Origin of the sequence: Luteimonas yindakuii, assembly GCF_004803715.2 — a bacterium.
Lineage (GTDB): Bacteria > Pseudomonadota > Gammaproteobacteria > Xanthomonadales > Xanthomonadaceae > Luteimonas > Luteimonas yindakuii.
Genome location: NZ_CP039383.2, coordinates 1375168 through 1390875 on the forward strand (window position 1 = coordinate 1375168; position 15708 = coordinate 1390875).

General features: G+C 69.2%; 14 protein-coding genes. 11 read left to right on the plus strand and 3 right to left on the minus strand.

Features of this window, described 5'->3' with window-relative positions:
- Window positions 1-3: 3 nt before the first annotated feature.
- Both E5843_RS06265 and E5843_RS06270 read right to left on the minus strand, forming a co-directional pair.
- Window positions 4-1470: an MFS transporter gene (locus tag E5843_RS06265; RefSeq protein ID WP_136412151.1), complete on the minus strand. Its 1467-nt coding sequence runs from the start codon at window positions 1468-1470 to the stop codon at window positions 4-6.
- Window positions 1467-2696 (minus strand): amidohydrolase, encoded by a 1230-nt coding sequence (locus E5843_RS06270; RefSeq protein ID WP_136412152.1) that lies wholly within the window; start codon window positions 2694-2696, stop codon window positions 1467-1469. Before E5843_RS06270 ends, E5843_RS06265 begins: the two co-directional genes overlap by 4 nt.
- Window positions 2697-2861: 165 nt before the next feature.
- Between E5843_RS06270 and E5843_RS06275 the strand changes: the two genes are divergently transcribed.
- The 5 genes from E5843_RS06275 to E5843_RS14230 all read left to right on the plus strand — a co-directional run bounded on the left by E5843_RS06275 (window position 2862) and on the right by E5843_RS14230 (window position 8234).
- Complete coding sequence (locus tag E5843_RS06275) at window positions 2862-4175, plus strand: aminotransferase class V-fold PLP-dependent enzyme (RefSeq protein WP_136412153.1); 1314 nt, start codon at window positions 2862-2864, stop codon at window positions 4173-4175.
- 170 nt (window positions 4176-4345) lie between these two features.
- A complete protein-coding gene (locus E5843_RS06280; RefSeq protein WP_166815917.1) occupies window positions 4346-5164 on the plus strand; it encodes an alpha/beta fold hydrolase in 819 nt (272 codons plus the stop codon).
- 87 nt (window positions 5165-5251) lie between these two features.
- Complete coding sequence (locus E5843_RS14225) at window positions 5252-6007, plus strand: DUF5666 domain-containing protein (protein WP_208542777.1); 756 nt, start codon at window positions 5252-5254, stop codon at window positions 6005-6007.
- Between the two features lie 158 nt (window positions 6008-6165).
- Complete coding sequence (locus E5843_RS06290) at window positions 6166-7332, plus strand: GGDEF domain-containing protein (protein ID WP_141065802.1); 1167 nt, start codon at window positions 6166-6168, stop codon at window positions 7330-7332.
- 122 nt (window positions 7333-7454) lie between these two features.
- On the plus strand, window positions 7455-8234 hold the full coding sequence (locus tag E5843_RS14230; RefSeq protein WP_208542778.1) for a hypothetical protein: 780 nt from the start codon (window positions 7455-7457) through the stop codon (window positions 8232-8234).
- 322 nt (window positions 8235-8556) lie between these two features.
- On the opposite strand, the gene azu is transcribed toward E5843_RS14230, so the two are convergent.
- Window positions 8557-9183 (minus strand): azurin, encoded by a 627-nt coding sequence (gene azu / locus E5843_RS14365; protein ID WP_136412158.1) that lies wholly within the window; start codon window positions 9181-9183, stop codon window positions 8557-8559.
- Between the two features lie 185 nt (window positions 9184-9368).
- On the opposite strand from azu, the gene E5843_RS14510 reads away from it, so the two are divergent.
- From E5843_RS14510 to E5843_RS06325, 6 genes are all read left to right on the plus strand, one after another.
- Window positions 9369-9494, plus strand: a complete 126-nt coding sequence (locus E5843_RS14510) for a hypothetical protein (RefSeq protein ID WP_279513007.1) — start codon at window positions 9369-9371, stop codon at window positions 9492-9494.
- A 12-nt stretch (window positions 9495-9506) separates the two neighbouring features.
- Entirely contained in the window at window positions 9507-10349 is an 843-nt protein-coding gene (locus E5843_RS06305; protein ID WP_136412159.1) for a cytochrome c, read from the plus strand.
- 39 nt (window positions 10350-10388) lie between these two features.
- Window positions 10389-11774: a cbb3-type cytochrome c oxidase subunit I gene (locus tag E5843_RS06310; protein ID WP_141065803.1), complete on the plus strand. Its 1386-nt coding sequence runs from the start codon at window positions 10389-10391 to the stop codon at window positions 11772-11774.
- Window positions 11775-11777: 3 nt separating this feature from the next.
- On the plus strand, window positions 11778-12578 hold the full coding sequence (locus E5843_RS06315) for a CbbQ/NirQ/NorQ/GpvN family protein (protein WP_141065804.1): 801 nt from the start codon (window positions 11778-11780) through the stop codon (window positions 12576-12578).
- A gap of 12 nt (window positions 12579-12590) precedes the next feature.
- Window positions 12591-14624, plus strand: coding sequence for a nitric oxide reductase activation protein NorD (locus E5843_RS06320; protein ID WP_136412161.1), 2034 nt, complete (start codon window positions 12591-12593; stop codon window positions 14622-14624).
- A 192-nt stretch (window positions 14625-14816) separates the two neighbouring features.
- On the plus strand, window positions 14817-15692 hold the full coding sequence (locus tag E5843_RS06325) for an ABC transporter substrate-binding protein (protein ID WP_141065805.1): 876 nt from the start codon (window positions 14817-14819) through the stop codon (window positions 15690-15692).
- Window positions 15693-15708 lie beyond the last annotated feature (16 nt).

Here is a 15708-nt window from a genome sequence, read left to right on the forward strand (position 1 = left end):
GCGTCAGGCCTTCTTCTGCCTGGGGATGAAGATGGTGATCGAGACCAGCGCGGCGATCGCCATCAGCGCGTTGAAGGCCAGCCCGACCATGCCGGCCTCACGAACCGCCAAGTTGTCCTGGCGGCCGGTGAACTCGATCACCGCGCCCACCACCTCCAGCCCGCCCTCCGACAGCGCCGTGAAGATGGCGGCGGAGGCGGCCACGCCGAAGGCGGCGCCCAGCGACGAGGCCATCTTGTAGATGCCCGAACCGGCACCGGCCTGGTCGCCGGGCAGGTTGGTCAGCGCGGCATCCGTCGAAGGCGTGGCGTAGAACGCCAGCCCCAGCCCGAACAGCGAATAGGCCACCACGGCCAGCACCGTGTACTGCCATTGCAGCGTGTGGGTGGCCATCAGCAGCACGATCGAGGCCAGCACGATCAGCGTGCCCCACAGCATCGGCTTGCGTGGGCCGAAGCGCTGCAGCAGTTTTTCGCCGACGCGGATGAAGGCGATGATGAAGATCGCGTAGCCCGCGGTGAGGTAGCCGGCGGTGGCCGCCGACATGCCCGCCGCGCCCTGCAGCACCCACAGCGAGACGGTCAGGGCACCGGCGGTGCCGTTGATCAGGAAGTTGGAGATCGTGGCGCCGGTGAATACCGTGTTGCGGAACAGGTTGAAGTCCACCAGCGGATGCGATGCGTGGAGTTCGGCATTGACGAACACGCCGAAGGCCGCGATGAACACCGCGAACAGGCCCCAGGTGACCAGGCTGGTCCAGCCGATGCTCGATCCCTGGGTGACCACGATCAGCAGCGCGGCCAGCGCCACCGCCAGCGACACGATGCCCGCCCAGTCGGTCTTTCCCGGGCGCCCGGCCAGCGGCGCGGATTCCGGGATCTGCCGCATCAGCAGGATCGAGGCCACCGACACCAGCGCGCAGATGACGAAGATCGAGCGCCAGCCGAGGAAGGTGGAGGCCATGAAGCCGCCGAAGATCGCGGTCAGGCCGGAACCACCCCAGGAGCCGATCGACCACATCGACACCGCACGCTGGCGGTCCGGGCCGTCCCAGTAGACCTTCAGCAGCGCCATCGTCGACGGCATGATCGCGCCGGCCGCCAGCCCCTGCAGGATGCGCCCGACGAGGATCATCGGCGTGGACAGCGCGCCTTCGATCGCGAACGCGATCAGCAGCGAGCCCACGATGTTGAGCACGTTGCCGAGGAATACCACCCGCACCCGGCCAAAGCGGTCGCCGAGGCCGCCCAGCACGACGATGAACATTCCCGAGAACAGCGCCGACAGCGAGATGGCGATGTTCATCACCGGCATCGGCATGCCGACGTCGTCGGCCATCAGCGGCCCGATGTTCATCGTGGTCTGCGCGAACAGCCAGAAGGTGACCACCGCCAGCACGATGCCGAGCAGGGCGGAGTCGTTGCCCTTGAAGCCGCTGGCGGCGGGTGCCGCATGGGTGGTGGTGTTCATGGGGTGGCTCCCATGAGCCAGGGCGATGCGGCGACCACGATTGCCTCGACGCCGCGGTCGAGGGTGGGCTGGAGGTCGGGGGCGAAGAACGGCGAGTGGTTGCCCGGCGCGTTCTTCCAGTCGGCGAACCCGCCCAGGCCCCAGTAGGTGTACGGGCTGCCGAAGGCGTCGGGGATGATCGAGAAATCCTCCGACGCCGGAACCGGCGCCATCGGCACCGAGTCCTCGCCGAAGTACGCATCGAACGCGGCGCGCACCCGTGCGGTCGGCTCGTCGTGGTTGGAGGTCAGCGGGTACTGGTCGTAGTAGCGGAACTCCGGCGGCTTCGGCGAGCGCGCCGCCTCGCATTCGGCGCGCACGATGCGCTCGATCGCCTCGTGCAGGTGCTTCTCGACGTCGCGGTCGAACGCCCGCGTGTTGAGCTGCAGCACCGCGGAGTCCGGGATGATGTTGGACTTGCTGCCGGCGTGGAAGCTGCCGACGGTGACCACCGCGGTTTCCTTCGGCGCGACCTCGCGCGCGACGATGGTCTGCAGGCGGGTCACGATCGCCGCCCCGAGCACGATCGGGTCCACGCCGAGGTTGGGCATCGAGCCGTGCGAGCCCTTGCCGTGCAGGGTGATCTCGATCGATGCCGCGGCCGAGAACAGCGGGCCGCTGCGGATGCCGACCGCGCCGCCGGGCAGCGAGCCCAGCACATGCTGGCCGAGGTAGACATCGGGCTTGGGCAGCAGGTCGACGATGCCGGCATCGACCATCGCGCGTGCGCCGGCGGCGTTCTCCTCGCCGGGCTGGAACACGGCGAGGAAGGTGCCCGCCCAGTGCTCGCGATGGGCGTGCAGCGCCTGCGCCGCGCCCAGCAGGCAGACGATGTGGACGTCGTGGCCGCAGGTGTGCGCGACCGGCGTCTCACGGCCGGTGGCCTCGTCGAGCTGGGTCACGCCCTCGGCGGCGTAGTCCTTGCCGGAGCGTTCGGCCATCGGCAGGGCATCGGTGTCGCCGCGCATCGCCACCACCGGGCCGTCGCCGTTCTCGATGACGCCGACCACGCCGGTGGCGCCGACGCGCACCACGTCGATGCCGGCGTCCCGCAGTTCGGCTTCGATCCGTTCGGCGGTGCGGTGTTCCTGCAGGGACAGTTCCGGGTGCCGGTGGAAATGCTTGTACAGCGCCTCGCGGGCCTCGCGGCCGGCCTCGAGGTCGGACAGGACGGTCTTGATCGGCATCGGCAGGGCTCCGGTGGCATGAACGCACTGGATACGCCCGTGGCCGGGCGCGAGGCGTGCAGGGTGTCACGGAACGCGTGTGCGTGTGTTGAGGGTCGGCCGCCGCCCGCCGCGGCACGCGTTGCTTCTGCAACCACCCGTACCCGCCCGCCGGGGAGATCGCCCATGCACCTGACGCGACGCAGCTTCCTCGCGGCCCCGGCCGTGCTCTCGACCGCGCTGTTGCCGCCCAGCCTGCTGGCGGCGGTGGAGGCGGAAACCCCTGCCGTACCCGACCTCTCCAGCTGGGATGCCGTGCGCGCCCAGTTCGCGCTCGACCCGGCCCATGCGCACTTCGCCAGCTTCTTCATCGCCAGCCACCCGGCGCCGGTGCAGGCGGCGATCGACGGCTACCGCCGCGCGATGGACCGCAATCCGTTCCACGTGGTCGAGCACGGCATGTTCTCGGAAGGCGCGGACAACGTGCACATGCAGGTGCAGGCGGAGATCGCCGATTACCTGGGCGCGCGGCCGCAGGACGTCTGCCTGACCGGCAACACCACCACCGGGCTTGCGCTGGTGTACCAGGGCCTGCCGCTCGCCGCCGGCGACGAGGTGTTGTGCACCACCCACGACCACTACTCGCACCATGAGTCGATCCGCCTGGCCACCGAACGTGCTGGTGCCAGCATGCGCAAGGTCGTGCTGTTCGAGGACGCGGCCTCGGCCAGCACCGGCTCGATCATCGACGCGCTGCTCAAGGGCATCGGGCCGCGGACGCGGGTGGTGGGGCTGACCTGGGTGCATTCCAGCAGCGGCATCCGCCTGCCGATCCGCGAGATCGCCGCGGCCCTGCGCGCGCGCGCCGGCGCGCCGCTGCTGCTGGTGGTGGACGGCGTGCACGGCCTCGGCTCCACCGACGAGACCGTGGCGACGATAGGCTGCGACTACTTCTGCGCCGGCACCCACAAGTGGATGTTCGCGCCGCGCGGGACCGGCATGGTCTGGGCGAACGCCGACAACTGGGCACGCCTGCGGCCGCTGATCCCGAGCTTCACCGACGTCGACCAGTACGTCGCCTGGGAGCGCCAGGCCGAGCCCGCGTCGCCGACCACCGCCGACCGCATAAGCCCCGGCGGCTTCCACGCCTACGAGCACCAGTGGGCGGCGGCCGCGGCGTTCCGCATGCACAAGCAGATGGGCCGCACGCGGGTGGCTGCGCGCATCCGCGAACTCAACGACCAGTGCAAGGCCGGGTTGGCCGCCAACCCGAAGGTGACATTGCATACGCCGATGTCCGGCGAGCTGTCGGCGGGACTGGTGTCGTTCGAGGTCGACGGGCTGTCGCCGGCGGAAGTGGTGAAGCAGCTGCTGGCGCGCAGGATCATCGCCAGCACCAGTCCCTACGCGATCACCTATGCGCGGTTGGCGCCGAGCCTGGTGAACACGCCTGAAGAAGTGGACCGCGCGGTGCGCGCGGTGCGGGAGATTTCGGGGTAGGCCAGACGGGCCAGCGGTGTTCTCTAGCTGGACGGCCGCACGCTGATGGCCGGCCGGCGATGCGGCACGGGCACGGGCGTCGCCCCGGCGCCGCGGGATGGGGTGGTGCCGCGGCCGCACCGGTTGCGGGATCCCGTTGGACGGTCATCCCGACAAGGACTCTCCCTGCCATGGCGTCCCTGCGTTTTCGCTGCCTGCTCCTCGCCGTGCTGTGCCTGCTGCTGCCGGCGTCGGTGGCGGCAGCACCCCGGCTCGTACGCGCCCACGACGTCGCCATCGCCTATACCGAAACCGGCAGCGGCCCGCCGCTGGTGCTCATCCACGGCTTCGGGGACTGCGGCAGCGCGTGGGAGCCGTTCACCGCCGAGCTCGGCAAGCACTACCGCGTGATCGCGATGGAGCTGCGCGGGCACGGCAGTTCGGCGGACTTCGAGGGGCCGTTCCTGTTCGAGGACTCGGCGCGCGACCTGCTGGCGCTGCTCGGGCACCTGGGCCTGGACCGGGTCAGGGCGATGGGCATCAGCGCCGGCGGCATGACCCTGCTGCATGCGGCCGTGCAGGCGCCCGGGCGGATCGAGGCCATGGCCGTCATCGGTGCGGCGCACTACTTCCCGGAACAGGCGCGCGAGATCATGCGCGGGACGCCGGGCAACCTCCCGCCGGAGGTGCGTGCGGGCTTCGAACGTTGCGCCACCCGGGGCGCGGCGCAGGTCGATGGGCTGCTGCAGCGTTTCCACGGCTTCAAGGACAACGACGACGACATCCGCCTGTCGCCGCGGGAGCTGGGCACGATCCAGGCGCGCACGCTGATCGTGCACGGCGACCGCGACGTGTTCTTCCCGGTGGACATCCCGCTCGAGGTCTACGCCGCGATCCCGGATGCGCAGCTGTGGATCGTGCCCGGCGGCGACCATGTGCCGATCTACGGGCACAACCAGGAGGCCTTCATGGACACGGTGCTCCGGTTCCTCGCCGGCACGGCGCCGTGACCGCAGCGGCTGTCCACGACGCCGTCGCGACCCGGGCTTCACGGATTCCCGGTGCAAATGGATCCTTCGACGGCCCATGGAGTCCTCATGAAAAGTGCGTTGGGCTTCATCGCCCGTGTCCTGGCGTGTGGCGGCCTTGTGCTGCTGGCGGCCTGCGCCACCCCCGGCGGTTACGGTGGATACGGCGGCCAGGGTGGCTATCCGCAGGACCGCGGCGGCTACGGGCAACCGGGCCCGGGGAATCGCGGCGCCTACGGCCGCGAGCTGCTGGGAACCGTGGACAGCCACGATCCCCGCACCGGCCGCATCCGTCTCGTTGTCGACGATCCGCGCAGCGGCCGCATGCAGGGCGCGGAGGTGCGTTACGACGATCGCACGCGGCTGTACTACCAGGGCCGCGAACTTGCCGTGGGCGGCCTGGAGCGCGGTGACGTCGTGCGGATCGACGCCACCCAGTCCGGCCCGGACCTGTGGGCGCGCACCATCGAGGTGGTACGCGACGTGCGTGATGGTGGCTACGGCGGCGACGCATACGGCCGCGACGATGGCTACGGCCGCAACGACGGCTATCGCAGCGATGGCTACGGCTACGGCAGCGAGCTGCATGGCTCGGTGGTGGGGGTCGATGTCCGGGCGGGCCTGATCCGCCTCGATGACGGCTACGGCACCGGCCGCGGTGGCGTGGAACTGGCCTATGACGGCCGCACCACGGTGGACTACCAGGGCCGCCGCTATCGCCCGGAAGACCTCGAGCGGGGCGACCGCGTGCGCGTGCAGGCGCGGCAGCTGCGCGGCAACCAGTGGCTGGCCGAGCGCATCATCGTCGAGCGGTCCGTGCGCTGATCGGCCCCACCTGCGAAAGGACGCGGGTCCTGCCCGTCCTTTTTCGTGTGCGCGCACGCAACGCCTCCAGCGTCGCTGTGCACTCAAGCCTCCGCCACCCCGGTCGATATCGTCCCGATGCCGCGCCCGCCGCGCGCCACGCCACGGATCTTCGTGCCATGCATTCCATCGACATGCTCTTCGCCTATGTGATCGGTGGCTTCGGGGCGTGGGCGGCTGCGTTGATGATGCTGGTCGCGGTGCAGGGTGACCGCCTGCATCGCGGCGTGCTGGCGCGCTGTGCGCTGGGTTTCGGGGTGGTCGGCGCCGGCATGGTGCTCAGCGGCGTGGTCGAGCGCGACGCGCGTTGGCCCATCCTCACGCTGGCAATGGCGGCCGTGGTGGGAACCCTGGTGATCTACCGCGCCTCGCGCCAGCTGGTGGGCGCGCCTGCGGTCGGTCGGCCGCGGCGGCTGTCCGAGATCGCGGCGTTGTGCCTGGCGCTGCTGCTGGCCTGGGCCGCAGGGCCACGCAGCTTTGCGCTCGCGTTCCATCTGTTGTGCCTGGCCGTCTCGCTGGGCATCACCTGGACGGTGCGTCGTGCGCTGGTGGCGCCGCGCAATGCGGCCGAGGCGGCGATGGCGGTCACGCTGCTGCTCTACGCCGGCAGCTGGGCCTACGCACTGCACGCGGCCGTTCGCTACCACGGAGCCGAGCACCGCCATCTGCTCTACGTCGAGCCACCCTGGCTGGCCGCCTATGGCGTGATGTATGCGCTGTTGCCGCTGCTGGTGGGCGCGCACGTGCTCAACCTCGCCAATGCACGCCTGGACCGGCGCCTGCGGCGGCAGGCCAGCACCGATGAACTCACCGGCCTGCTGACGCGTCGTGCATTGAACGAGCGTGCCGCGGCGTGGCAGGCCGACGTGCTCGAACACGAACGCCAGCCGGCAGTGCTGTTGCTGGACATCGACCATTTCAAGCCGATCAACGACAACCACGGCCACGAGCGCGGCGACGAGGTGCTGCGTGCGGTGTCCGGCCGCCTGCGCGGCACGCTGCGTGAGGGCACCCCACTGGCGCGCTGGGGCGGCGAGGAGTTCCTGGTGCTGCTGGATGCCGTGAGCCTGGACGAGGCCGGCGCCACCGCCGAACGCATGCGCGCGGCCGTGGGCGCAACACCGTTCGCCTTCGGCGACGCCCGCCTGCCGGTCACGATCAGCATCGGCGTGGCGCCATGGCCGGCCGGCGGCGTGTTCTCGCATGCGGTGCGCGAATCCGACGCCGCGATGTACACCGCCAAGCGCGAAGGCCGCGACCGGGTGCGGGTGGCCGGGGCGGAGTAGCGGCATCCCGTGGCCGATTCCTGCTACAGGCACCGCCGCGCTGCTTCGCCACCTCGGATGCACGCCACCTGTGCACGCTTCGGGATAGCCTCGATCCGGATATCGTCCTGAGTGAGCAGCCAATGCGCGTGTCCCTGTCCCATCCCGTTTCTCCACTGCTGCTGTCCCTCGCCATCGCGTTGGCCTGCGCGTCCTGCGCCACGTCGCGCGAGGCTCCGTCCACGGCTGGCGGCGATGTCGCCATCGAAGGCACCGTGGCGTCCATCGACACCCGGCCGTGGATGTACGACGGCAATGCGGTGATCGAGGTGGATGTCGACGGCCGCGGCCGCGTGGCGGTGCAGCTGCCGGCGCGCTGGAACCTCTGCCGGGCCGCGCCCGTGGACGTCGAGGCGCTCGCCGTGGGCATGCGGGTGCAGGCGGTGGGCGCGACCGGGGACGAGGAGCGGCTGACGGTGTGCAGCGATCCCGGGCACCGGTTGCAACCGTTGGAAGCGGCTGGCGATGCAACGCAGGGCGGTGACGGTTCGGCGATCGTGCTCGTGCCGCTGTCGGCGACCGGGATCGATGCGACCGTGCTGGCCGGTGAGCTTGCCTGCAGCTTCTCGGGCGAGGCGGGGCAGGCGCCGCTGCTGCTGGCGAGGGGTGATGTCGCGTCGAAGACGCCCGCGCGTGGCGTGGTGAAAGTCGGCGACTACGTGGAAGCGGTGGCGGCGCCCGGCGGCTTCGACGCCATGCTGCGCGGCGCGCGCTTCTCGGGCGCCGGCAAGACCATCGATATCGAAGTGACCGGTGCCGCGGTAGGCGGCGGTGAGTCGCCGGCGCATCCGGCAACCCTCACGTATCACCGTGCGGATGGGGCGCAACGGCGGTGGGCTGGGTGGTGGCAGTGCGGGCCCTGACGAGGCTGGTAACACGGTCAGCTGAGCGTGTGGATCGATGCGCGCGGTGTCACCCTGGTCTTGCAGGGGCTGTCACGAGTGCACGGAGCGCATCGCGACGCCGTTGAAGGTCGACGTCCATGGATCCCCGCCTGCGCGGGGATGACGGGCGGTGGGGATGACGCGTGGTGGGGATGACGAGTCGGTGGGGATGAGGAGAGTGGGATACCGAGTCGTTGGGGATGGCGAGCGGGCGGGATGGCCAAGAAGAACGGGCGGCCCGGGGTGTTCCGGGACGCCCGCCTGGTTGACGGTGCAGCCGATCGTGTTTGCGCTGGCGTGCTTAACCCACCTGGATCGAGCCGCGCATCACCGCCCAATGGCCGGGGAAGCTGCAGAAGAACTCGTAGGGGCCGCTGCCCTGCAGCGCGCTGACCGGGAAGGTGACCGAGGTGGTCTGGCCGCCGCCGATCAGGTCGCTGGCGGCGATGACGCGGTCGTCGCCGTTCTTGACGTAACCGCCGTCAACGCCGGCGGCGACGCCGTCGGTGGCGATGCCGGTGCGGTCGGAGGCCTGCGAGACCACCACGTTGTGGCCCATCGCGGCGACCGGCATCTTGCCGACATGCTCGAGGGTGATGGTGAACTCGCTGCACGACGACGGCACGGTGATGGAGCCAACGCTGAACTGCATCGCGTCGTCGCCCTGGATGGTGGTGGCGCAGTTCGAGACCACCGCGTCCGGCTTGCCGCTGGCCGGTGCGGCTGTGTCGGTGGCTGCGGGGGTCGCTGCCGGGGCGGTGGCGTCCTGGGTGCCGATATCACCGCCGGCTGCAGGCGTTGCAGGCTCCACAGCTGCCGGGGGCGTGGCTGGCGCACTGGTGTCGGATGCCTGCTGCGACGTGTTGTCGCCACAGGCGGCGAGCGCCAGCGCGCAGGTCAGGCTGAGGGTGGTGAGCTTCAGATTCATCGTGTGTCTCCTTCGTCAATGACGGCCCAATCATGGTCAAGCGCGGGTAGCCCGGGGTGAAGAACGATGCCGCAATGCATGCAGCGCACGCGTCGAGACGTTGCATCGAACCAGGTATGAAGGCAAGGTAACTGCCGAACGCGGTCATATCGTGACGCGTGGCGACCCATTCGCGGAGCAGTCGAATGAAGGCGAGCACTCTGATTTCCCCCGTGCGCTGGCTCGGGATACTGGTGTTGCTGTTGATGGCGGTAGCGGTGATCTACGCCGGTTACACGGCAGTTTCCTATTGGCCCTCGATCGCCGTCTGAGGAAGGACACCCATGAACAAACGGCAGTCGCGCATCTTCGCCATCGTCGCAACCGGCATTGCCGCGGTTGCCTTCCTTGGCCTGACCCTGCACAGCCATACGCGTTTCGATGAACTGACCAATGCCGCGGACATCACGCCCGAAATCACCCACGGCAAGGATGTCTGGCACAAGTACAACTGCATCAACTGCCACACCCTGTTCGGCGAGGGTGCCTACTACGCGCCCGACCTGACCAAGATCGCCCAGCACCGCGGCGAGGCCTACCTCAAGGCCTATATGCGTGATCCCTCGCAGTTTTACGACGAGCAGCGCCATCGCCGCCTGATGCCGACGCAGAACCTCAGCGAGGTGGAGATCGCCAACCTGGTCAAGTTCCTCGACTGGGTGTCCAAGGTGGACAACCAGGGCTGGCCGCCGCGGCCGATCCTGGTGGCGGGGGGCGCGGTGAACGTTGCCGCGCAGGGGACCGAGCAGGGCGTGGCGCAGGCGCAGGACGTGCGGCCGGTGAGTGCGGACAGCGACCCCCGCGCCATCGGTGAACACCTGTTCCGCACCGTGGTGCCGGTGTGCACGGCATGCCATTCGCTGCAGCCGGGCGTCCAGCTTGCCGGGCCGTCGATGGCGGGCATGGCGGAACGGGCGGCGCTGACGCTGGCATCGCCGGACTACACCGGCAACGCAGCCGACGTGGAGGGCTATATCCGCGAGGCGATCGTCGCGCCCAGCGCACACCTGGTGCCGGGTGCGATGTTCTCGGCGGACGGGGTGTCGTTCATGCCCAACACCTATCCGGAAAGCCTGACCGACGAGCAGATCGACCAGCTCGTGGCCTTCCTTGGATCGATGAAGTAAGCACACGCGGGCGCGCTGCGCCGCACGGGGAGATCGTCCATGCGTTACAAGTCGCAATCGGTGGCCTGGTGGTATTTCGCGGTGGCCATGGTGCTGTTCGGGCTGCAGATCGTGTTCGGACTGCTGTCGGCCACCAAGTACCTCGGCCCGGATCCGCTGCTCTACATCCTGCCGTTCGACGTCACCAAGACCATCCACACCAACCTGCTGATCGTGTGGGTGCTGACCGGCTTCATGGGCGCCACCTACTGGCTGGTGCCGGAGGAATCGCGCACCGAGCTGCACAGCCCGAAGCTCGCCTATATCCAGCTGGTCCTGTGGACGCTGATGGGCGTCACCGCGGTGATCGGCTACCTGTTCCGCTACGGCACCGGCAACAAGCTGCTGGAGCAGCCGCTGCCGCACAAGATCGTCATCGTCATCTGCATGCTGATCTTCCTCTACAACATCGGCATGACGATCAGGAAGTCGGGGCGGCTGACCACCACCGAGGGCGTGCTGCTGCTGGGCCTGGCGCTGTCGGCGGTGCTGTATATCCCGGCGCTGCTGCACTACGAGAACTACACCGTCTCGATCTTCTACCGCTGGTGGACGATCCACCTGTGGGTGGAAGGCGTGTGGATGATGATCATGGCCGGCTTCCTCGCCTACCTGCTGATCCGCCTGTCGGGCGTGGACCGCGAGGTGATGGAGAAGTGGCTGTACGTGATCGTCGGCCTGGTGTTCTTCGCCGGCATCCTCGGCACCGCGCATCACTACTACTGGGTGGGCGTGCCGCAGTACTGGCTGCCGATCGGCGGCTTCTTCAGCGCACTCGAGCCGCTGGCACTGGCTGCGATGGCGATCTACGCCTATGCGGCGATGCGACGCGGCGGGGTCAAGCATCCCAACACGCTGGCGCTGCACTGGACCATCGGCAGCGCGATCTTCGCCCTGTTCGGTGCCGGCCTGCTCGGCCTCGCGCACACCTGGCCCAGCGTCAACAAGTGGACCCACGGAACGCTGATCACCGCGATGCACGCGCACTCGGCGTTCTACGGGGCCTACGCGATGATCATCATGGCGATGATCACCTATGCGTTGCCGGGCCTGACCAACCGGCCCCAGAACAGCTACTCGCCGCTGGGCTACTGGGCGTTCTGGCTGCAGGTGTCGGGCATGTTCGGGATGACGCTGTCGTTCGGCACCGCGGGCATCGCGCAGGTGTACCTGGAGCGGATCATGGGCATGGGCTACCTGGATGCGCAGCTGAAGATCCAGGTGCACTTCCTGATGCTGATCCTTACCGCCACGGTGTTCGCCACCGGCGTTGCGATGTTCATCTACGATTTCTTCCGCCACCGCCCGCAGTTCAACGTGATCACCGACGAGGTGATCGTCGACGACCCGGTCGATGCCGGCGCACAGGTACGCACGGGGCGCTGACCGGTGGATGCACGCACGGGCCCGGCCGGCACCGGGCCGTACTACCTGCCCAGCGGCAACGAGGTGGCGGTCGTCGAGCAGTGCCATGCCAATGGGCTGGCGGTGATGCTCAAGGGCCCGACCGGTTGCGGCAAGACGCGCTTCGTCGAGCACATGGCGTGGCGGCTGGGGCGGCCGCTGATTACCGTGTCCTGCCATGACGACCTGACCGCAAGCGACCTGATCGGTCGTTTCCTGATCCGCCACGACGACACCGTGTGGCAGGACGGCCCACTCACCCGGGCCGTGCGCGAAGGCGCGATCTGCTACCTCGACGAAGTGGTGGAAGCGCGCCAGGACACCATCGTGGTGCTGCATCCGCTCACCGATTACCGGCGCATGCTGCCGATCGACCGCACCGGCGAGACGCTGGAGGCCGCGCCCGGCTTCCAGCTGGTGATCTCGTACAACCCCGGCTACCAGCGCATGCTCAAGGACCTCAAGCCGAGCACGCGCCAGCGCTTCGTGGCCATCGAGCTGGGCTTTCCGGAGCCGGCGGCGGAAGCCGCGATCGTCGTCAGGGAAAGTGGGGTGGAAGCGGGCACCGCGGTCGCTCTGGTGGAGCTGGCCGGTCGCCTGCGCTCGCTGCGCGACCGCGGGCTGGCCGAAGTGCCGAGCACGCGCTTGCTGATTGCCGCGGGCCGGCTGGTCGCCAGCGGCATCGGCGTACGTGATGCCTGCAATGTCGCGGTGATCTCGCCCCTGAGCGACGACCCGACCCTGCTCGGTGCGATGCGCGAACTCGTCGATGCGATGTTCCCGTAGGCGGATGCCGAGGTGGCCGAAGCCGAAGACCTGGTCGTCGATGCCGCGCGGCATGCGACGGTGTTCATCCGCGATACCTGGCGACGCCACTACGCAAGCGAGCCCGATGCACCGGTCGCGCTTGCATCACTGGCACGACGCCTCGACCTGCTGATCTCCGCCGCCTGCGGCACCAGCCTGCCGATGCGTTCGGCGCTGCCGCCGGCACGGCCGACCCTGCTGCACCGGGTGTTCCACCCACGCGCCTATCCGCGTCATCGCCAGTCGCTGCCGGCGACGAGTGGCGAGGCCATCTGGCTGCCGGCCCACCTTGGCACCTGCGACGTCGTGGAAGCCTCGGAGCTGTATCGTGCGATGGCGTTGCAACAGGCGCGGCGGGCGATGCGCGGCACGGCGCAGGCGCTACTGGCCGAACCCGATCCGCTGCTGCGCGATACCGCGCTGGTACTGGAGGCGCAGGCCTCGGAACTCGACATCGCACGGGAATTCCCGGGGCTCATGCCCGCGTTGCGACGACTGCGGCAGCTGGCGCTCGCGGCGCGTCCATCGCTGCAGGCCTTCGCACCCGCACGCCAGCCGGTGGAGCGGCTGGTGCGCGGGATCCTCGAACGCGACCTCGATGGCGGCGCGACGTCCACGCCGGTGGGCACCGTCCAGGTTTCGCTGACGCGCGCACGCCAGCTGCTGGCGGAGTGGGCGATCGATCCCGTCGACGCACGCCGGCTCGGTGCGATGCCGCTGTATCGCGACTTGTGGACCGGCGAACTGCGCGCCGGTGGTGGAATCGCGCGTCTGCTGGACGGCACACCGTCCAGCCAGGGCGGCGACGACAACGACGGCAAGGTGCGCAGCGCACGCATGGAACGTCGTCCCGATGAGCGCGATGCGATCGAGGACGAGGACAAACCTGGTGAACCCGGTGTGTGGATGATCCAGCAGGATGCACCGCACGAAGTCGCCGAGGATCCCTTCGGCCTGCAGCGCCCGGTGGACCGCGACGACGAGACCAGTGCCGACGAGTACGGCGACATGCTGTCGGAGCTCGCATCCACGCGGATGGTGGCCGCGCCGGATCCGCCGCGCGAAGTGCTGCTGTCCGACGACCCGCCGGCCAGCCGCGCGCAGCTCGAATTCAACGCGCAGGGCGAGGGCGACACGCGCTTCCGTTACCCCGAGTGGGACCACGCGAACGCGTCGTATATCGAGCACGGCACCACCGTGCGCATGCTGCCGCCGGTACACGGCCACCCCGCCTGGATCGACGCCACGCTGGCGCGCCACCGTTCGCATCTGGACGGGATCCGCCGGCAGTTCGAGGCGCTGCGGCCCGAGCGCGTGCGCCTGCGCCGGCAGGGTGACGGCGAGGACATCGACATCGATGCCTGCGTCGAGGGCCGCGCCGACCTGCTTGCCGGCGGGTTCCTGCGCGAAGGCCTGTACGAAACACGCCGGCCCGGTCGACGCAGCATCGCGGTGACGTTGCTGGTGGATGCGAGCGGTTCCACCGATGGCTTCATCGGCAGCGGCCGGCGGGTGATCGACGTCGAACGCGAAGCGCTGCTGCTGGTCTGCATGGCGCTGCAGGGCCTGGGCGAACCGTTCTCGGTCATGGCGTTCTCCGGTGAAGGTCCGCACGGCGTGACCATGCGCATGCTCAAGGGGTTCGACGAGCTGTACGGGCAGGACGTCGCGCTGCGCATCGCCGGCCTCGAACCGGAGAACTACACCCGTGCCGGGGCCGCGATCCGCCACGCCACCGCGCTGCTGATGCGCCAGCCGGCCGAACACCGCCTGTTGCTGATGCTGTCCGACGGCAAGCCCAATGACGCCGACCGCTATGACGGCCTGTTCGGCGTCGAGGACATGCGCCAGTCGGTCACCGAAGCGCTCCTGCAGGGGATTTTTCCGTTCTGCCTCACCGTCGACCTGCAGGCTCCCGGCTACCTGCCGAAGGTGTTCGGCCCCGGCCACTACGCGCTGCTGTCGACCCCGGAGCGCCTGCCGCTGGTGCTGCTGGACTGGACCAGGCGGTTGCTGGCGCGGTAGTCCGTGTGGGCTTCGGGATAGTTCTCGCGGCGATGCTGCAAGCGGCTTTCGCAGGCGTGGCGTCGCCGCAGGGATGGGAGTCGTTACCCGCGGGCGCCAGCCTGATAACGACATGGCCGACGTCCTTGCCACCTTCGCGCTGCGTGCGCGGTGGACTAGTCTGTAGCGCCTTTTCTCCGCGGTGCTGCCCCGATGAAACTCCAGTTGTCGCTCGAGTGGTTCCTCAATCCCGATCACCTGCCGATGATGGCCGGCATCGACCAGGGCTGGTACCGCGATGCGGGCCTGGAGCTGGAACTGCTGGTGCCCGACGACCATTACGACGGTCTGGCGGCGACCGTCAGCGGCGACATCGCGTTCGCCTGCAACGAGCCGCTACACATGATCGATGCGCACCGCCCGGGGCTGAAGGCACTGGGCTGCTTCTTCGAGACCGACGGCGGCATCCTGCTGCAGCGCGCGGCCGGCCAGCGTCTGCTCGACGGAGGCGCAGTGCGGCTGGCATCCCCCGTGGCGGGCGGGGTGACCGACGCGATCGCGGTGGAGATCCTTGCGCGCTGGTGCACGCAACAGGGTGCGGCGTTCGATGCGGCGCAGGTGCGGATCGAGGAAGCGGGCTTCGCGCATCTGGACAACCTGCGTGCCGGTTACGACGGCGCGTGGCTGTGCTTTGCCAACTTCGAGGGCGTGGAGGCGCGGCTGGCCGGGATGGACGCGCACTTCATCGCCACCCACCAGGTGGGCATGCACAACTTCTCCGCGTTGGAGCTGTTCACCTCGCAGGGCTTCCTCGCCGAGCATCCCGATGTGGTGGCGACGGTGACGCGGCTGATCGGGCAGGGCGCGCAGCTGTGCCGCGATGATCCCGCGCAGGCCGCGGCGATCTGGTACCGCTACAGCGAGACGCAGCCGACAGCCTTGATGGACGCGATCATCGCCGACACCTGCCCACGGCTGGTGGCGCCGGTGACTCGCGACGCGGCACGCTGGCACGGCATGTGGGAGCAGTTCGACCGGCTGGGCCTGAGCCAGGTGGATCGCGCCGGCTACGACGCCCTCTACGCCTGACCGCCGGACGGAGCCC